Below are 15402 nucleotides of genomic sequence, written 5' to 3' on the forward strand. Positions count from 1 at the left end.
CTTGATCCCCTAAATTTGGCGGGAATCCGTTCCTGTCATTTTGCTTTTCTTGCAAGACAATAGCGTCGCAAGACAACAGTGGAGCTAGTAGATGGCAACTATCAACCAGCTGGTACGTCAGCCGCGTAAGCGTATCGTCGAGAAATCCGACGTACCTGCGCTGCAGAACTGCCCGCAACGTCGTGGCGTATGCACCCGTGTGTACACCACTACGCCGAAAAAACCTAACTCGGCACTGCGTAAAGTATGCCGTGTGCGCCTGACCAACGGTTTCGAGGTTTCCTCGTATATCGGTGGTGAAGGCCACAACCTGCAAGAGCACAGCGTGGTTCTGATCCGTGGCGGTCGTGTAAAAGACTTGCCAGGTGTTCGTTACCACACCGTTCGCGGCTCCTTGGATACTTCGGGCGTTAAAGGCCGTAACCAGGGTCGTTCGAAGTACGGTACCAAACGTCCGAAGTAATCGGCCGTTTTGCAGATTTTTATTTTACTGAGTCGATAAGAGTAAGGTCGGGCGCGCATCCTCGCGGATCTGTCCCGAACTAACCTGAAGACCGTTTGAGGGCTTATCAATGCCAAGACGTCGCGTAGCAGCAAAGCGTGAGATTCTGGACGATCCGAAATACGGAAGCCAAATCCTCGCCAAATTCATGAACCACGTTATGGAAAGCGGCAAGAAAGCCGTTGCCGAACGTATCGTTTATGGTGCCCTGGAAACCGTTGCGGCTCGCAAGACCGGCACCGATCCCCTGGAACTCTTCGAAAAAGCACTCGACGCCATCGCTCCGCTGGTCGAAGTGAAGTCGCGCCGCGTTGGTGGTGCTACTTACCAGGTTCCGGTCGAGGTTCGTCCGTCCCGTCGTAACGCTCTGGCAATGCGCTGGTTGGTAGACTTCGCCCGCAAGCGTGGCGAGAAGTCTATGGCTCTGCGCTTGGCTGGCGAGCTGCTGGATGCTGCTGAAGGTAAAGGTGCTGCTGTTAAGAAGCGTGAAGACGTGCACCGTATGGCCGAAGCTAACAAAGCTTTCTCGCACTACCGCTTCTAATTTTAGCTTCACTAATTTTGCGAGGGCTTTATGGCTCGTACTACTGCAATCAACCGCTATCGTAACATTGGTATCTGTGCTCACGTTGACGCGGGCAAGACCACCACTACCGAGCGGATCCTGTTTTACACAGGTCTGAGCCACAAAATGGGCGAGGTGCATGATGGCGCCGCGACCACCGACTGGATGGTGCAGGAGCAGGAGCGGGGTATTACCATTACTTCCGCTGCTGTTACCACTTTCTGGAAGGGTTCCCGTGGTCAGTATGACAACTATCGCGTGAACGTTATCGATACCCCGGGTCACGTTGACTTCACAATTGAAGTAGAGCGTTCCCTGCGCGTGCTTGACGGCGCTGTGGTTGTATTCTGCGGTACCTCCGGTGTTGAGCCTCAGTCCGAAACAGTATGGCGTCAAGCCAACAAGTACGGTGTTCCACGTATTGTTTACGTGAACAAGATGGACCGTGCCGGTGCGGACTTCCTGCGCGTTGTCGGCCAGATCAAGAATCGTCTGGGTCATACTCCGGTTCCAGTACAGCTGGCCATCGGTGCAGAAGATAACTTCGAAGGTCAGGTTGATCTGATCAAGATGAAGGCTATCTATTGGAACGAAGACGACAAGGGCACTACCTATCGTGAGGAAGAAATTCCTGCGAATCTGGTAGAGCTGGCCAACGAGTGGCGCAACAACATGGTTGAGGCGGCTGCCGAAGCCAGCGAAGAACTGATGAACAAGTACCTTGAAGAAGGTGAGCTGACCGTCGAAGAGATCAAGGCAGGCCTGCGTGCGCGCACCCTGGCCAGCGAGATCGTTCCGGCTGTCTGCGGTTCGTCGTTCAAGAACAAGGGTGTTCCCCTGGTTCTCGACGCCGTTATCGACTTCCTGCCTGCTCCGACCGAGATCCCTGCGATCAAGGGTATCCACCCTGATCTGATCGACGTGCCGAAAGACGAAGTCAAACCAGAGCAGTACGACGAGCGTCACGCTGATGACGACGAGCCGTTCTCGGCGCTGGCGTTCAAGATTGCCACCGACCCGTTCGTGGGTACTCTGACCTTCGTTCGCGTTTACTCGGGCTTCTTGACCTCCGGTGACTCCGTCATCAACTCGGTCAAGGGCAAGAAAGAGCGCGTTGGTCGTATGGTTCAGATGCACGCCAACCAGCGTGAAGAGATCAAGGAAGTACGTGCGGGCGACATCGCCGCTCTGATCGGCATGAAGGACGTCACCACCGGTGATACCCTGTGCAACGCCGACAAGCCGATCATCCTCGAGCGTATGGATTTCCCTGAGCCTGTGATTTCGCTCTCCGTTGAGCCGAAAACCAAGCAGGACCAGGAAAAGATGGGTATCGCACTGGGCAAGCTGGCCCAGGAAGACCCGTCGTTCCGCGTCAAGACCGATGAAGAAACCGGTCAGACCATCATCTCCGGTATGGGTGAGCTGCACCTGGACATCCTCGTTGACCGCATGAAGCGCGAGTTCAACGTCGAGGCCAACATCGGCAAGCCGCAGGTTTCGTACCGCGAGAAGATCACCAAGTCCAACGTCGAGATCGAAGGCAAGTTCGTTCGTCAGTCGGGTGGTCGTGGTCAGTTCGGTCACTGCTGGATCCGCTTCTCCGAGCCGGATGCCGACGAAAAAGGCAACATCACCGAAGGTCTGGTTTTCACCAACGAAGTTGTTGGTGGTGTGGTTCCTAAGGAATACATTCCAGCGATTCAGAAGGGTATCGAAGAGCAGATGAAGAACGGCGTTGTTGCCGGCTATCCGCTGATCGGCCTGAAGGCTACCGTGTTTGACGGTTCCTACCATGACGTCGACTCCAACGAGATGGCGTTCAAGGTCGCTGCTTCGATGGCAACCAAGCAACTGGCCCAGAAGGGTGGTGGCGTGGTTCTCGAGCCGATCATGAAGGTGGAAGTTGTTACTCCGGAAGACTACCTGGGTGACGTGATGGGTGACCTGAACCGTCGTCGTGGTCTGGTTCAGGGCATGGAGGACTCGGTTTCCGGTCGTGTCGTTCGTGCTGAAGTTCCGCTCGGAGAGATGTTCGGTTACGCAACCGACGTTCGTTCCATGTCTCAGGGTCGCGCGAGCTACTCCATGGAATTCTCCAAATACGCCGAAGCTCCGTCGAACATCGTCGAAGCTCTCGTTAAAAAACAAGGCTGATTCAGCCCCCCTTTAGGCTAGGAGTTAATTGTCGTGGCTAAAGAAAAATTTGATCGTTCCCTACCGCACGTAAACGTTGGCACCATCGGCCACGTTGACCACGGTAAAACCACTCTGACCGCTGCTCTGACTCGCGTCTGCTCCGAAGTTTTCGGTTCGGCCGTAGTTGAATTCGACAAGATCGACAGCGCTCCAGAAGAAAAAGCTCGCGGTATCACCATCAACACCGCGCACGTTGAGTACAACTCGAACATTCGTCACTACGCTCACGTTGACTGCCCAGGTCACGCTGACTACGTGAAGAACATGATCACCGGTGCTGCCCAGATGGACGGCGCGATCCTGGTTTGCTCGGCTGCCGATGGTCCGATGCCACAAACTCGTGAGCACATCCTGCTGTCCCGTCAGGTAGGTGTTCCGTACATCGTGGTTTTCCTGAACAAGGCTGATCTGGTAGACGACGCAGAGCTGCTGGAACTGGTTGAGATGGAAGTTCGCGACCTGCTGTCCACCTATGACTTCCCAGGTGACGACACTCCGATCATCATCGGTTCGGCTCGTATGGCGCTGGAAGGCAAAGACGACAACGAAATGGGCACCACTGCTGTCAAGAAGCTGGTGGAAACTCTGGACAGCTACATCCCAGAGCCAGAGCGTGCTATCGACAAGCCGTTCCTGATGCCAATCGAAGACGTGTTCTCGATTTCGGGTCGCGGTACTGTTGTGACCGGTCGTATCGAGCGCGGTATCGTTCGCGTTCAGGATCCGCTGGAAATCGTTGGTCTGCGTGACACCACCACCACCACCTGCACCGGTGTTGAGATGTTCCGCAAGCTGCTGGACGAAGGCCGTGCTGGCGAGAACTGCGGCGTTCTGCTGCGTGGTACCAAGCGTGACGACGTTGAGCGTGGTCAGGTTCTGGTCAAGCCAGGTTCGGTTAAGCCGCACACCAAGTTCACCGCAGAAGTTTACGTTCTGAGCAAGGAAGAAGGCGGTCGTCACACTCCGTTCTTCAAAGGCTACCGTCCACAGTTCTACTTCCGTACTACTGACGTGACCGGTAACTGCGAACTGCCAGAAGGCGTTGAAATGGTAATGCCAGGTGACAACATTCAAATGACTGTTACCCTGATCAAAACCATCGCGATGGAAGACGGTCTGCGTTTCGCAATCCGTGAAGGCGGCCGTACCGTTGGTGCTGGCGTCGTAGCTAAAATCATCGAGTGATCTCTTTGTTGAGATAGCTTTGATGAGTTGAAAAAGCCCCCGCTTAGCGGGGGCTTTTTTATTGGGTTGACACCTATCGGGGGCGTCTATAGAATTGCGCCTCCTTTTAACGGGCGTATTGCGCCCGGTGGGAATAGCAGCCGGAGTCTGAAATCCAATGCAAAATCAGCAAATCCGTATCAGGTTGAAGGCTTTTGACCATCGCCTGATCGACCAATCAACCCAGGAAATCGTGGAAACCGCGAAACGTACTGGTGCTCAAGTGCGTGGTCCAATTCCACTGCCTACCCGTAAAGAGCGGTTCACCGTTCTGGTTTCCCCGCACGTCAACAAAGACGCGCGTGACCAGTACGAGATCCGCACTCATAAGCGCGTTCTGGACATCGTCCAGCCAACGGATAAAACCGTTGATGCTCTTATGAAGCTTGATCTTGCGGCCGGTGTGGAAGTGCAGATCAGCCTCGGCTAAGACTCGGTCTTGGTCGTGTAACGCTCTGAAATGGGCGGCCATAGCGGGTGAAAGCCCCGTACACTCATGAGGTTTACAACATGACTATTGGTGTAGTCGGTCGTAAAGCGGGTATGACCCGTATTTTCACCGAAGAAGGTGTCTCCATTCCGGTCACGGTCATTGAGATCGAGCCGAATCGCGTCACCCAGTTCAAAACTGAAGAAACCGATGGCTATCGTGCAGTGCAAGTCACTGTCGGCGAGCGTCGTGCTTCCCGTGTTACAGCTGCTCAAGCTGGCCACTTCGCCAAGGCGAACGTTGCCGCTGGTCGTACCGTTATGGAATTTCGTCTTGAAGAAGGCGAGTACCAGGCCGGCGATCTGATCAACGCTGAAATCTTCGCTGCTGGTCAACTGGTTGATGTAACCGGTCAGTCCAAAGGTAAAGGCTTCCAGGGTACGATCAAGCGTTGGAACTTCCGCGGGCAAGATAACACCCACGGTAACTCCGTATCCCACCGCGTCCCAGGCTCTATCGGCCAGTGCCAGACTCCTGGTCGTGTATTCAAGGGCAAAAAAATGTCCGGTCATATGGGCGCTGAGCGCGTGACCGTGCAGTCCCTGGAAGTAGTGCGCGTGGACGCTGAACGCAATCTGTTGTTGGTCAAGGGCGCTGTACCTGGCGCTACTGGCGGCAACCTGGTTGTACGTCCGGCAGCCAAGGCTCGCGGTTAAGGGGAAGCTGACATGCAATTAAATGTAAATGACGCTCAAGCGATCGAAGTTTCCGAACTGACATTTGGCGGCGAGTTCAACGAGACGCTGGTTCACCAAGCAGTCGTGGCCTACATGGCTGGCGGCCGTCAGGGTAGCAAGCAGCAGAAGACCCGTTCCGACGTTCGTGGTGGCGGCAAGCGCCCATGGCGTCAGAAAGGTACTGGCCGTGCTCGTGCCGGTACTATCCGCAGCCCAATCTGGCGCGGCGGCGGCACCACCTTCGCAGCTCGTCCACAGGATCACTCCCAGAAGCTGAACAAGAAGATGTATCGCGCAGCAATGCGCTCCATCCTTGCTGAGCTGGTGCGTACTGATCGTCTGGTCGTGGTTCAGGATTTCGCAGTTGAAACTCCGAAAACCAAAGACCTGCTGGGCAAACTGAACAACATGAGCCTGACCGACGTTCTGATCGTGTCGGACGCTGTTGATCAGAACCTGTACCTGGCTGCTCGTAACCTGCCACACGTAGATGTACGTGACGTGCAAGGTTCCGATCCAGTTAGTCTGATCGCATACGACAAGGTGTTGATCACCGTGTCGGCCGTGAAGAAATTCGAGGAGCTGCTGGGATGAACCAGGAACGCGTATTTAAAGTTCTGCTTGGCCCGCACGTTTCCGAGAAGGCTACGGTTCTGGCAGACAAGAAAGGCCAGTTCGTTTTCAAGGTTGCTACTGACGCAACCAAGCTGGAAATCAAGAAGGCCGTCGAAAGCCTGTTCAGCGTGAAAGTTGAGCGTGTTACTACCCTGAACGTTCTGGGTAAGAGCAAGCGCACCGCTCGCGGTCTGGGCAAGCGTAATGACTGGAAGAAGGCAGTTATCTCCCTTCAGCCAGGCCAAGATCTCGATTTCAGCAGCAGTGCTGAGTAAGGAAGGGGTGCATCATGGCAATCGTTAAATGCAAACCGACTTCCCCTGGCCGCCGTTTTGTGGTCAAGGTGGTCAACCAGGAGCTGCATAAAGGAGCTCCTCACGCACCGCTGCTCGAGAAAAAATCGAAGTCTGGTGGTCGTAACAACAATGGCCGCATTACCACTCGTCACGTCGGTGGTGGTCATAAGCAGCATTATCGTCTGGTCGACTTCCGTCGCAACGACAAAGATGGCATCGCTGCCACTGTCGAGCGTATCGAATACGATCCAAACCGTACTGCTCACATCGCTCTGCTGCTGTACGCAGATGGCGAGCGTCGCTACATCATCGCCCCTAAAGGCGTGAGCGCTGGCGACCAGCTGATCGCAGGTGCTCTGGCGCCGATCAAGCCGGGCAACGCTCTGCAACTGCGCAACATTCCAGTTGGTAGCACCGTACACGGCATCGAACTGAAGCCAGGTAAAGGCGCGCAAATCGCTCGTTCCGCTGGTGCTTCGGCTCAGCTGATCGCTCGTGAAGGCGTTTACGTGACCCTGCGTCTGCGTTCCGGTGAAATGCGTAAAGTACTGGCTGAGTGCCGTGCGACCCTGGGCGAAGTCTCGAACTCCGAGCACAGCCTGCGTTCGCTGGGTAAAGCTGGTGCCAAGCGCTGGCGTGGCGTTCGCCCAACCGTTCGTGGTGTTGCCATGAACCCGGTTGACCACCCACATGGTGGTGGTGAAGGTCGTACCTCTGGTGGTCGTCATCCGGTATCGCCATGGGGCTTCCCGACTAAGGGCGCGAAGACTCGTGGTAATAAGCGTACCGACAAAATGATCGTCCGTCGTCGCAAGTAAATAGAGGGATACGACAGTGCCACGTTCTCTGAAAAAAGGTCCTTTTATTGATCTTCACCTACTGAAGAAGATCGAAGTGGCGGCGGAAAAAAACGATCGCAAACCAATTAAGACTTGGTCGCGTCGTTCGATGATCCTGCCACAAATGGTCGGTCTGACCATCGCTGTACACAACGGTCGTCAGCACGTCCCAGTTCTCGTAAACGAAGACATGGTCGGCCACAAACTGGGCGAGTTCGCCGGTACCCGCACTTATCGCGGGCACGTGGCAGACAAGAAAGCCAAGCGTTAAGGGGTAAGGAAATGGAAGTAGCCGCTAAGTTGTCGGGCGCTCGAATCTCCGCCCAGAAAGCCCGCTTGGTCGCCGACCAGATCCGCGGGAAGAAGGTGGGCGAAGCGCTCAACCTGTTGGCTTTCAGCAGTAAGAAAGCCGCCGAGATCATGAAAAAAGTGCTGGAGTCGGCCGTAGCCAACGCCGAGCATAACGAAGGCGCAGACGTTGATGACCTGAAGGTCAGCACCGTTTTCGTCAACGAAGGGCGTTCGCTGAAGCGCATCATGCCACGTGCCAAAGGCCGTGCTGATCGCATCGTCAAGCGGTCTTGCCATATCACTGTCAAGGTTGCTGACAAGTAACGGAGTCGAAGAGATGGGTCAGAAAGTACATCCCATTGGCATTCGCCTGGGAATCGTCAAGGAGCACACCTCCGTCTGGTACGCAGACGGTCGGACTTATGCGGACTATTTGCTCGCAGATCTGAAGGTGCGTGAGTATCTCCAAGACAAACTAAAAAGCGCGTCCGTAAGCCGTATCGATATCCATCGCCCGGCTCAAACTGCACGCATCACCATCCACACCGCTCGTCCAGGTATCGTTATCGGGAAGAAAGGTGAGGATGTTGAAAAACTGCGTCAGGACCTGACCAAGCAAATGGGTGTGCCTGTGCACATCAATATCGAAGAGATCCGCAAGCCGGAGCTCGACGGTATGCTGGTTGCCCAGAGCGTAGCTCAGCAGCTGGAGCGTCGTGTGATGTTCCGTCGCGCCATGAAGCGCGCCGTACAGAACGCCATGCGCATTGGTGCCAAAGGCATCAAAATCCAAGTGAGCGGTCGTCTCGGCGGTGCTGAAATCGCACGTACTGAATGGTATCGCGAAGGTCGTGTGCCACTGCACACCCTGCGTGCCGATATCGACTATGCCACCTACGAAGCTCACACCACCTACGGTGTGATCGGTGTAAAGGTTTGGATCTTCAAAGGCGAAGTAATTGGTGGTCGCCAAGAAGAACTGAAACCACAAGCACCAGCGCCTCGTAAAAAAGCTGCTAAGTAAGGGGTACGCCAAATGTTGCAACCAAAGCGTACGAAGTTCCGCAAGCAGATGACCGGCCACAATCGTGGTCTGGCACTGCGCGGTAGCAAAGTCAGCTTCGGCGAGTTCGCGCTGAAGTCTGTTGCTCGTGGTCGTCTCACCGCTCGTCAGATCGAGTCAGCGCGTCGTGCTCTGACCCGTCACGTAAAACGTGGTGGCAAGATCTGGATCCGTGTATTCCCGGACAAGCCGATCTCCAAGAAGCCTCTCGAGGTTCGTATGGGTAAAGGTAAGGGTAACGTGGAATACTGGGTTGCCCAGATTCAGCCAGGCAAAGTCCTGTATGAAATCGAGGGTGTTTCTGAAGAGCTGGCGCGTGAGGCTTTCGCCCTGGCTGCTGCAAAGCTGCCGCTCGCCACCTCCTTTGTTAAACGGACGGTGATGTGATGAAAGCGAATGAACTTCGTGAAAAATCCGCACAGCAGCTGAACGAGCAACTGCTCGGCTTGCTGCGCGACCAGTTCAATCTGCGCATGCAGAAAGCAACTGGCCAGTTGGGGCAGTCTCATCTGCTCTCGCAAGTTAAGCGTGACATCGCTCGCGTGAAGACTGTGCTCAACCAGCAGGCAGGTAAGTGATCATGGCTGAAGCCGAAAAAACTGTCCGTACGCTGACTGGCCGTGTTGTCAGCGACAAGATGGACAAAACCATCACCGTTCTGATCGAGCGTCGCGTTAAGCACCCGATCTACGGTAAATACGTTAAGCGTTCGACTAAGCTGCACGCGCACGACGAAACCAATCAGTGCCACATCGGCGACAAAGTCACTATTCGTGAAACTCGTCCGATGGCCAAGACCAAGTCTTGGGCGCTGGTTGATGTTCTCGAACGCGCTGTGGAAGTCTAAGGGCTAGGGGTCGGAGAAATTATATGATTCAGACTCAATCCATGCTCGATGTGGCCGATAACAGCGGCGCTCGCCGCGTTATGTGCATCAAGGTGCTGGGTGGCTCCCATCGTCGTTACGCTGGTATCGGTGACATCATCAAAGTTACCGTGAAGGAAGCAATTCCTCGCGGTAAGGTGAAAAAAGGCCAAGTGATGACTGCTGTTGTAGTCCGCACTCGTCACGGCGTACGTCGTGCTGATGGCTCCATTATCCGCTTTGATGGCAACGCTGCTGTTCTGCTGAACAACAAGCAAGAGCCGATCGGCACCCGTATCTTTGGGCCAGTGACCCGTGAACTTCGTACCGAGAAGTTCATGAAGATCGTCTCGCTCGCCCCAGAAGTGCTGTAAGGAGATCCGACATGCAAAAGATTCGTCGTGACGACGAGATCATCGTGATCGCCGGCAAAGACAAAGGTAAGCGCGGTAAGGTGCTGAAGGTTCTCGCTGACAACCGTCTGGTTGTTGGTGGTCTGAACCTGGTCAAGCGTCATACCAAGCCTAACCCGATGTCGGGCGTACAGGGCGGTATCGTCGAGAAAGAAGCGCCACTGCACGCTTCCAACGTTGCCATCTTCAACGGCGAAACCAACAAGGCTGATCGCGTTGGTTTCAAAGTGGAAGACGGTAAGAAAATTCGTGTCTTCAAGTCGACCCAAAAAGCGGTTGATGCTTGAACACTGCTAGGTAGAAGACCATGGCACGACTACAAGAGATTTACCGGAAGGAAATCGCTCCCAAGCTGAAGGAAGAACTGAAGCTTGGCAACGTGATGGAAGTTCCGCGCGTTACCAAAATCACCCTGAACATGGGTCTGGGCGAAGCGATCGGTGACAAAAAAGTCATCGAGCACGCTGTTGCTGACCTGGAAAAGATCACCGGCCAGAAAGTCGTTGTGACCTACGCTCGCAAATCCATCGCTGGCTTTAAAGTCCGTGAAGGTTGGCCGATCGGCGTCAAAGTGACCCTGCGCCGTGAGCGTATGTACGAGTTCCTGGATCGTCTGCTGTCGATCTCCCTGCCTCGGGTTCGCGACTTCCGCGGCCTGAATGCCAAGTCCTTCGACGGTCGTGGCAACTACAGCATGGGCGTGAAAGAGCAGATCATTTTCCCGGAAATCGACTACGACAAGATCGATGCTCTCCGCGGTCTGGACATTACCCTGACCACCACTGCCAAGAACGATGACGAAGGCCGCGCTCTGCTGCGTGCTTTCAAATTCCCGTTCCGCAACTGATTGGAGTAGGAAAATGGCCAAGAAGAGCATGAAAAACCGTGAGCTGAAGCGTCAACTCACCGTTGCCAAGTACGCCGTCAAGCGTGCAGCGCTGAAAGCTATCATCGTCGATCTGAACGCAAGTCCAGAAGCGCGTTGGGAAGCTACCGTAGCTCTGCAGAAGCAACCACGTGACGCTAGCGCTTCGCGCATGCGTAACCGTTGCCGTCTGACCGGTCGTCCGCATGGCGTTTACCGCAAGTTCGGCCTGGGCCGTAACAAGCTGCGTGAAGCTGCAATGCGTGGTGACGTTCCAGGTCTGGTTAAAGCCAGCTGGTAATTGCTGTCAAAGTCTCGATGGTCGGGGTCGCAAGAACCTGACCATCGGTGGCCTTGAACATGAATCAAGCCCCTTTTGGGGCTTGATTCATTTCTGGGGTGTGTCTAGAATGACCGGCTCGCCTGAGCCCGTGTTTTTCTGCCCGGAATTTCTCGGCGACAAGTAGTAGCCGCAAGGCTAATTTTTCTGTATTAGGAGCGTCTAGCCCATGAGTATGCAGGACCCGTTAGCGGACATGCTAACTCGAATCCGTAATGCCCAGATGGCTGAAAAGTCCGTCGTAAGCATGCCTTCTTCCACGTTGAAGGTGGCTGTAGCTAAAGTTCTTAAGGACGAAGGTTACATCGCGGGTTATCAGATCAGCAGCGAAACCAAACCACTGCTGTCTATCGAGCTGAAATATTTCGAAGGCCGTCCGGTTATCGAAGAAGTCAAGCGCGTTAGCCGTCCAGGCTTGCGTCAGTACAAGTCCGTCGAAGAACTGCCAAAAGTACGTGGCGGTCTCGGCGTGTCTATCGTCTCCACCAACAAAGGTGTGATGACTGATCGTGCTGCGCGCGCTGCCGGTGTCGGCGGCGAAGTTCTTTGCACTGTGTTCTAAGGGGGGATAAGCATGTCTCGCGTCGCTAAGAACCCCGTTAAGCTGCCAGCCGGTGTCGAAGTAAAATTCGCAGGCCAACAGCTTTCGGTGAAGGGTGCCAAGGGTACTCTTGAACTGAACGTCCATTCGTCCGTTGAGATCGTTGAAGAAGCCGGTGAGCTGCGTTTTGCTGCTCGCAATGGCGATCAGCAGACTCGCGCAATGGCCGGTACCACTCGTGCGTTGGTAAACAACATGGTCCAGGGCGTAAGCCAAGGCTTCGAGCGCAAGCTCCAGCTGATCGGTGTTGGTTATAAAGCGCAAGCAAAAGGTCAGGTGCTGAACTTGGCTCTTGGCTTCTCGCACCCAGTGGATTACGAACTGCCGGAAGGCATCACCGCTGAGACTCCTAGCCAGACCGATATCCTGATCAAGGGCATCGACAAGCAGCTGGTAGGTCAAGTGGCCGCCGAGATCCGCGACTTCCGTCCACCAGAGCCGTACAAAGGCAAAGGTGTGCGCTACGCGGACGAAGTCGTCCGTCGTAAAGAAGCCAAGAAGAAGTAGGGCATAGCAAATGACCGACAAAAAAGTTACTCGACTGCGTCGCGCTCGCAAAGCACGCCTGAAAATGCACGAACTCGAAGTCGTGCGTCTCTGCGTGTTCCGCTCTTCGCAGCACATCTACGCCCAGGTCATTTCGGCCGACGGCAACAAAGTCCTGGCAAGCGCCTCGACTTTGGATAAAGAACTGCGTGATGGCGCCACTGGCAACATCGACGCGGCCACTAAGGTTGGCCAGCTGGTCGCTACGCGTGCTAAGGCCGCTGGCGTCTCGCAGGTGGCTTTCGACCGCTCTGGCTTCAAGTACCATGGCCGCGTTAAAGCGCTGGCTGATGCTGCTCGTGAAGCTGGGCTGGAGTTCTAAGTTATGTCAAATAACGACCAAAAGCGCGACGAAGGCTACATCGAGAAGCTGGTTCAAGTTAACCGCGTAGCCAAAACCGTTAAAGGCGGCCGTATCTTCACTTTCACCGCGTTGACCGTGGTTGGTGATGGTAAAGGGCGTGTTGGCTTCGGCCGTGGCAAGTCGCGTGAAGTGCCTGCTGCGATCCAGAAGGCAATGGAAGCTGCTCGCCGCAACATGATCCAGGTTGATCTGAACGGCACCACTCTGCAGTACGCAATGAAGTCTGCCCATGGCGCTTCGAAGGTGTACATGCAGCCTGCTTCTGAAGGTACCGGTATCATCGCTGGCGGCGCTATGCGTGCTGTCCTCGAAGTTGCTGGCGTTCAGAACGTTCTGGCCAAGTGCTACGGCTCGACTAACCCAGTAAACGTGGTTCACGCCACTTTCAAGGGTCTGAAAGCTATGCAGTCTCCTGAATCCATTGCAGCCAAGCGTGGCCTGCGTGTTGAGGAGATCAAGTAATCATGGCTACCGTTAAAGTTACGCTGATCAAAAGCATGACCGGCCGCATCCCTAACCACAAACTGTGCGTTAAGGGTCTGGGTCTGCGTCGCATCGGTCACACTGTAGAAGTCCAGGATACTCCCGAGAATCGCGGGATGATCAACAAGGCTTACTACATGCTGCGTGTCGAGGGTTAATCGATGAAACTCAATGATCTGAGTCCAGCGCCGGGTTCCCGTCGCGAAAAGCATCGTCCGGGCCGTGGTATCGGTAGTGGTTTGGGTAAGACTGGTGGCCGTGGTCACAAAGGTCAGACTTCCCGCTCCGGTGGCACCATCGCTCCAGGCTTTGAAGGCGGTCAACAGCCGCTGCATCGTCGCCTGCCGAAGTTCGGTTTCGTTTCCCTGAAAGCCATGGACCGCGCAGAAGTGCGTCTGTCCGAGCTGGCTAAAGTGGAAGGCGACATCGTCACCGTGCAGTCCCTGAAAGATGCCAACGTGATCAACGTCAACGTACAGCGCGTGAAAATCATGCTGTCCGGTGAAGTGGCTCGCGCTGTCACTATCGGCAAGGGAATCGGCGCCACCAAAGGTGCGCGTGCGGCTATCGAAGCAGCTGGCGGCAAGTTCGAGGAATAAATGGCTAAGCAAGGTGCTCTCTCTGCGCTCGGCAAAGGCGGTATGTCTGAACTTTGGGCTCGTCTGCGTTTTCTGTTCCTGGCGATTATCGTCTACCGAATAGGCGCACACATCCCGGTTCCAGGTATCAACCCGGATCGACTCGCGGACCTGTTTCGACAGAATGAGGGGACCATTCTTAGCTTGTTCAACATGTTTTCCGGCGGCGCGCTGGAGCGGATGAGCATCTTTGCACTGGGGATCATGCCGTACATTTCGGCATCGATCATCATGCAGTTGATGACCGCCGTCAGCCCGCAGCTGGAGCAGTTGAAGAAGGAAGGTGAAGCTGGCCGTCGCAAGATCAGCCAGTACACCCGCTACGGCACCGTCGTCCTCGCTCTCGTTCAGGCCATTGGCATGTCCATTGGTCTGGCGGGGCAGGGCGTTGCGTTCACTGGTGACTTTGGCTTCCATTTCGTTGCGGTCTCCACGTTTGTGGCTGGCGCGATGTTCATGATGTGGCTGGGTGAGCAGATTACTGAGCGTGGTGTAGGCAACGGTATCTCGATGTTGATTTTTTCGGGTATCGTCGCCGGTCTTCCGAGAGCAATCGGGCAGTCTTTCGAGTCTGCGCGTCAGGGCGATATCAACATCTTCGCTTTGGTTGCCATCGGTTTGCTGGCAGTAGCGATTATCGGTTTCGTGGTGTTTATTGAGCGTGGTCAGCGTCGTATCGCTGTTCACTACGCCAAGCGTCAGCAGGGCCGCAAGGTTTTTGCTGCGCAGACAAGCCACTTGCCGCTGAAGGTGAACATGGCCGGTGTTATTCCGGCTATTTTCGCGAGCAGCATTTTGCTGTTCCCGGCTTCGTTGGGTGCCTGGTTCGGTCAGTCTGAAGGTATGGGCTGGTTGCAGGACATCTCGCAGTCGATCGCTCCTGGTCAGCCGTTGAATATTCTGCTGTTTAGTGCAGGGATTATTTTCTTCTGCTTCTTCTATACGGCGTTGATGTTCAATCCGAAAGACGTAGCGGAAAACCTGAAGAAGTCCGGTGCCTTTATTCCGGGCATCCGTCCAGGTGAGCAGTCCGCGCGCTATATTGATGGCGTTTTGACTCGCTTGACCATGTTCGGTGCTCTTTACATGACGGCCGTGTGCTTGTTGCCCCAGTTCCTGGTGGTAGCGGCAAACGTTCCGTTCTACCTTGGCGGGACCTCGTTGCTGATCGTGGTCGTGGTTGTGATGGACTTCATGTCCCAAGTACAATCGCACCTCGTTTCGCACCAGTACGAATCCCTGATGAAGAAAGCCAACCTGAAGGGTTACGGCAGCGGCATGTTGCGCTGAGTACCCATAAGGTTCGAGGAGTTGGTGATGAAAGTTCGTGCATCGGTGAAAAAGCTGTGCCGTAACTGCAAGATTATTCGCCGCGAAGGTGTTGTTCGAGTAATTTGCAGCGCGGAACCGCGTCACAAACAGCGCCAAGGCTGAGTGTGATTGTGCTTCAAGCCCGGTAGCTAGTGCGCTACCGGGTTGATTATTTGTTATTACAGCGATATTATCTCGCGCCCTATTTCTTGGCT

Annotated in this window: 27 protein-coding genes; all 27 read left to right on the plus strand. The window is 54.9% G+C overall.

The genetic code is table 11. The features are described 5' to 3' along the window. Window positions 1–91: 91 nt before the first annotated feature. The 27 genes from rpsL (at window position 92) to rpmJ (ending at window position 15310) form a co-directional block, all read left to right on the plus strand. A complete protein-coding gene (gene rpsL / locus MKZ87_RS08290) occupies window positions 92–463 on the plus strand; it encodes a 30S ribosomal protein S12 (protein ID WP_003186084.1) in 372 nt (123 codons plus the stop codon). A gap of 109 nt (window positions 464–572) precedes the next feature. Then, window positions 573–1046 carry a 30S ribosomal protein S7 gene (gene rpsG, locus MKZ87_RS08295; protein WP_007957592.1) on the plus strand — a complete coding sequence of 158 codons (474 nt, stop codon included), beginning with the start codon at window positions 573–575 and terminating at the stop codon, window positions 1044–1046. Between the two features lie 30 nt (window positions 1047–1076). Then, window positions 1077–3224 (plus strand): elongation factor G, encoded by a 2148-nt coding sequence (fusA, locus tag MKZ87_RS08300; RefSeq protein ID WP_085697679.1) that lies wholly within the window; start codon window positions 1077–1079, stop codon window positions 3222–3224. Between the two features lie 33 nt (window positions 3225–3257). Beyond that, window positions 3258–4451, plus strand: a complete 1194-nt coding sequence (tuf, locus tag MKZ87_RS08305; RefSeq protein ID WP_028614144.1) for an elongation factor Tu — start codon at window positions 3258–3260, stop codon at window positions 4449–4451. Window positions 4452–4608: 157 nt separating this feature from the next. Then, entirely contained in the window at window positions 4609–4920 is a 312-nt protein-coding gene (gene rpsJ, locus MKZ87_RS08310; protein ID WP_003186070.1) for a 30S ribosomal protein S10, read from the plus strand. Between the two features lie 80 nt (window positions 4921–5000). Then, window positions 5001–5636, plus strand: coding sequence for a 50S ribosomal protein L3 (gene rplC, locus MKZ87_RS08315; protein WP_007955641.1), 636 nt, complete (start codon window positions 5001–5003; stop codon window positions 5634–5636). 12 nt (window positions 5637–5648) lie between these two features. Next, window positions 5649–6251, plus strand: coding sequence for a 50S ribosomal protein L4 (gene rplD / locus MKZ87_RS08320; RefSeq protein WP_003228735.1), 603 nt, complete (start codon window positions 5649–5651; stop codon window positions 6249–6251). Beyond that, a complete protein-coding gene (gene rplW, locus MKZ87_RS08325) occupies window positions 6248–6547 on the plus strand; it encodes a 50S ribosomal protein L23 (RefSeq protein WP_002555488.1) in 300 nt (99 codons plus the stop codon). Before rplD ends, rplW begins: the two co-directional genes overlap by 4 nt. Window positions 6548–6561: 14 nt before the next feature. After that, window positions 6562–7386, plus strand: coding sequence for a 50S ribosomal protein L2 (gene rplB / locus MKZ87_RS08330; RefSeq protein ID WP_007924198.1), 825 nt, complete (start codon window positions 6562–6564; stop codon window positions 7384–7386). A gap of 16 nt (window positions 7387–7402) precedes the next feature. After that, window positions 7403–7678: a 30S ribosomal protein S19 gene (gene rpsS, locus MKZ87_RS08335; protein ID WP_003228731.1), complete on the plus strand. Its 276-nt coding sequence runs from the start codon at window positions 7403–7405 to the stop codon at window positions 7676–7678. An 11-nt stretch (window positions 7679–7689) separates the two neighbouring features. Then, a complete protein-coding gene (gene rplV / locus MKZ87_RS08340; protein ID WP_003103908.1) occupies window positions 7690–8022 on the plus strand; it encodes a 50S ribosomal protein L22 in 333 nt (110 codons plus the stop codon). A 13-nt stretch (window positions 8023–8035) separates the two neighbouring features. Beyond that, the gene (gene rpsC / locus MKZ87_RS08345; RefSeq protein ID WP_085688068.1) at window positions 8036–8722 is read left to right on the plus strand and encodes a 30S ribosomal protein S3; all 687 of its coding nucleotides are present in this window, start codon (window positions 8036–8038) and stop codon (window positions 8720–8722) included. A 12-nt stretch (window positions 8723–8734) separates the two neighbouring features. Further along, window positions 8735–9148, plus strand: a complete 414-nt coding sequence (gene rplP, locus MKZ87_RS08350; protein WP_003228729.1) for a 50S ribosomal protein L16 — start codon at window positions 8735–8737, stop codon at window positions 9146–9148. Continuing rightward, the gene (gene rpmC / locus MKZ87_RS08355) at window positions 9148–9339 is read left to right on the plus strand and encodes a 50S ribosomal protein L29 (RefSeq protein WP_002555481.1); all 192 of its coding nucleotides are present in this window, start codon (window positions 9148–9150) and stop codon (window positions 9337–9339) included. The genes rplP and rpmC overlap by 1 nt, the downstream gene beginning before the upstream one ends. 2 nt (window positions 9340–9341) lie before the next feature. Continuing rightward, window positions 9342–9608: a 30S ribosomal protein S17 gene (rpsQ, locus tag MKZ87_RS08360; RefSeq protein ID WP_003194644.1), complete on the plus strand. Its 267-nt coding sequence runs from the start codon at window positions 9342–9344 to the stop codon at window positions 9606–9608. A gap of 23 nt (window positions 9609–9631) precedes the next feature. Then, window positions 9632–10000 (plus strand): 50S ribosomal protein L14, encoded by a 369-nt coding sequence (gene rplN / locus MKZ87_RS08365; RefSeq protein WP_002555479.1) that lies wholly within the window; start codon window positions 9632–9634, stop codon window positions 9998–10000. 11 nt (window positions 10001–10011) lie between these two features. Then, window positions 10012–10326 carry a 50S ribosomal protein L24 gene (gene rplX, locus MKZ87_RS08370; RefSeq protein ID WP_003186046.1) on the plus strand — a complete coding sequence of 105 codons (315 nt, stop codon included), beginning with the start codon at window positions 10012–10014 and terminating at the stop codon, window positions 10324–10326. A gap of 20 nt (window positions 10327–10346) precedes the next feature. Then, the gene (gene rplE / locus MKZ87_RS08375; protein WP_003194642.1) at window positions 10347–10886 is read left to right on the plus strand and encodes a 50S ribosomal protein L5; all 540 of its coding nucleotides are present in this window, start codon (window positions 10347–10349) and stop codon (window positions 10884–10886) included. A 13-nt stretch (window positions 10887–10899) separates the two neighbouring features. Then, a complete protein-coding gene (rpsN, locus tag MKZ87_RS08380) occupies window positions 10900–11205 on the plus strand; it encodes a 30S ribosomal protein S14 (protein ID WP_007955639.1) in 306 nt (101 codons plus the stop codon). A gap of 208 nt (window positions 11206–11413) precedes the next feature. Next, window positions 11414–11806, plus strand: a complete 393-nt coding sequence (rpsH, locus tag MKZ87_RS08385; RefSeq protein WP_011336171.1) for a 30S ribosomal protein S8 — start codon at window positions 11414–11416, stop codon at window positions 11804–11806. Between the two features lie 12 nt (window positions 11807–11818). Further along, the gene (gene rplF / locus MKZ87_RS08390) at window positions 11819–12352 is read left to right on the plus strand and encodes a 50S ribosomal protein L6 (protein WP_085697678.1); all 534 of its coding nucleotides are present in this window, start codon (window positions 11819–11821) and stop codon (window positions 12350–12352) included. A gap of 10 nt (window positions 12353–12362) precedes the next feature. Further along, window positions 12363–12713 (plus strand): 50S ribosomal protein L18, encoded by a 351-nt coding sequence (gene rplR / locus MKZ87_RS08395; protein WP_003186037.1) that lies wholly within the window; start codon window positions 12363–12365, stop codon window positions 12711–12713. 3 nt (window positions 12714–12716) lie between these two features. Next, the gene (rpsE, locus tag MKZ87_RS08400; protein WP_007955637.1) at window positions 12717–13217 is read left to right on the plus strand and encodes a 30S ribosomal protein S5; all 501 of its coding nucleotides are present in this window, start codon (window positions 12717–12719) and stop codon (window positions 13215–13217) included. A 2-nt stretch (window positions 13218–13219) separates the two neighbouring features. Continuing rightward, complete coding sequence (gene rpmD, locus MKZ87_RS08405; protein ID WP_003176408.1) at window positions 13220–13396, plus strand: 50S ribosomal protein L30; 177 nt, start codon at window positions 13220–13222, stop codon at window positions 13394–13396. A 3-nt stretch (window positions 13397–13399) separates the two neighbouring features. After that, window positions 13400–13837: a 50S ribosomal protein L15 gene (rplO, locus tag MKZ87_RS08410; RefSeq protein WP_011336169.1), complete on the plus strand. Its 438-nt coding sequence runs from the start codon at window positions 13400–13402 to the stop codon at window positions 13835–13837. Further along, window positions 13838–15166: a preprotein translocase subunit SecY gene (secY, locus tag MKZ87_RS08415; RefSeq protein WP_003228718.1), complete on the plus strand. Its 1329-nt coding sequence runs from the start codon at window positions 13838–13840 to the stop codon at window positions 15164–15166. A 27-nt stretch (window positions 15167–15193) separates the two neighbouring features. Then, window positions 15194–15310: a 50S ribosomal protein L36 gene (rpmJ, locus tag MKZ87_RS08420; protein ID WP_002555468.1), complete on the plus strand. Its 117-nt coding sequence runs from the start codon at window positions 15194–15196 to the stop codon at window positions 15308–15310. Window positions 15311–15402: the final 92 nt, after the last annotated feature.

Origin of the sequence: Pseudomonas sp. MCal1, from assembly GCF_026341415.1 — a bacterium.
In the GTDB taxonomy this organism is placed as follows: Bacteria; Pseudomonadota; Gammaproteobacteria; order Pseudomonadales; family Pseudomonadaceae; genus Aquipseudomonas.

What these genes read in the sequence shown, in the direction of transcription:
- rplO (WP_011336169.1), top strand. Translation starts at nt 13,400, where the DNA reads ATGAAACTCAATGATCTGAGTCCAGCGCCGGGTTCCCGTCGCGAAAAG.
- rplN (WP_002555479.1), top strand. Translation starts at nt 9,632, where the DNA reads ATGATTCAGACTCAATCCATGCTCGATGTGGCCGATAACAGCGGCGCT.
- rpsG (WP_007957592.1), top strand. Translation starts at nt 573, where the DNA reads ATGCCAAGACGTCGCGTAGCAGCAAAGCGTGAGATTCTGGACGATCCG.
- rplW (WP_002555488.1), top strand. Translation starts at nt 6,248, where the DNA reads ATGAACCAGGAACGCGTATTTAAAGTTCTGCTTGGCCCGCACGTTTCC.
- rpsJ (WP_003186070.1), top strand. Translation starts at nt 4,609, where the DNA reads ATGCAAAATCAGCAAATCCGTATCAGGTTGAAGGCTTTTGACCATCGC.
- rpsH (WP_011336171.1), top strand. Translation starts at nt 11,414, where the DNA reads ATGAGTATGCAGGACCCGTTAGCGGACATGCTAACTCGAATCCGTAAT.
- rplP (WP_003228729.1), top strand. Translation starts at nt 8,735, where the DNA reads ATGTTGCAACCAAAGCGTACGAAGTTCCGCAAGCAGATGACCGGCCAC.
- rpmC (WP_002555481.1), top strand. Translation starts at nt 9,148, where the DNA reads ATGAAAGCGAATGAACTTCGTGAAAAATCCGCACAGCAGCTGAACGAG.
- rpsL (WP_003186084.1), top strand. Translation starts at nt 92, where the DNA reads ATGGCAACTATCAACCAGCTGGTACGTCAGCCGCGTAAGCGTATCGTC.
- rplD (WP_003228735.1), top strand. Translation starts at nt 5,649, where the DNA reads ATGCAATTAAATGTAAATGACGCTCAAGCGATCGAAGTTTCCGAACTG.
- rplC (WP_007955641.1), top strand. Translation starts at nt 5,001, where the DNA reads ATGACTATTGGTGTAGTCGGTCGTAAAGCGGGTATGACCCGTATTTTC.
- rpsC (WP_085688068.1), top strand. Translation starts at nt 8,036, where the DNA reads ATGGGTCAGAAAGTACATCCCATTGGCATTCGCCTGGGAATCGTCAAG.
- rpsQ (WP_003194644.1), top strand. Translation starts at nt 9,342, where the DNA reads ATGGCTGAAGCCGAAAAAACTGTCCGTACGCTGACTGGCCGTGTTGTC.
- rplF (WP_085697678.1), top strand. Translation starts at nt 11,819, where the DNA reads ATGTCTCGCGTCGCTAAGAACCCCGTTAAGCTGCCAGCCGGTGTCGAA.
- rplV (WP_003103908.1), top strand. Translation starts at nt 7,690, where the DNA reads ATGGAAGTAGCCGCTAAGTTGTCGGGCGCTCGAATCTCCGCCCAGAAA.
- rpsE (WP_007955637.1), top strand. Translation starts at nt 12,717, where the DNA reads ATGTCAAATAACGACCAAAAGCGCGACGAAGGCTACATCGAGAAGCTG.
- rplR (WP_003186037.1), top strand. Translation starts at nt 12,363, where the DNA reads ATGACCGACAAAAAAGTTACTCGACTGCGTCGCGCTCGCAAAGCACGC.
- fusA (WP_085697679.1), top strand. Translation starts at nt 1,077, where the DNA reads ATGGCTCGTACTACTGCAATCAACCGCTATCGTAACATTGGTATCTGT.
- rpmJ (WP_002555468.1), top strand. Translation starts at nt 15,194, where the DNA reads ATGAAAGTTCGTGCATCGGTGAAAAAGCTGTGCCGTAACTGCAAGATT.
- rplE (WP_003194642.1), top strand. Translation starts at nt 10,347, where the DNA reads ATGGCACGACTACAAGAGATTTACCGGAAGGAAATCGCTCCCAAGCTG.
- rpsN (WP_007955639.1), top strand. Translation starts at nt 10,900, where the DNA reads ATGGCCAAGAAGAGCATGAAAAACCGTGAGCTGAAGCGTCAACTCACC.
- secY (WP_003228718.1), top strand. Translation starts at nt 13,838, where the DNA reads ATGGCTAAGCAAGGTGCTCTCTCTGCGCTCGGCAAAGGCGGTATGTCT.
- rplB (WP_007924198.1), top strand. Translation starts at nt 6,562, where the DNA reads ATGGCAATCGTTAAATGCAAACCGACTTCCCCTGGCCGCCGTTTTGTG.
- rplX (WP_003186046.1), top strand. Translation starts at nt 10,012, where the DNA reads ATGCAAAAGATTCGTCGTGACGACGAGATCATCGTGATCGCCGGCAAA.
- rpmD (WP_003176408.1), top strand. Translation starts at nt 13,220, where the DNA reads ATGGCTACCGTTAAAGTTACGCTGATCAAAAGCATGACCGGCCGCATC.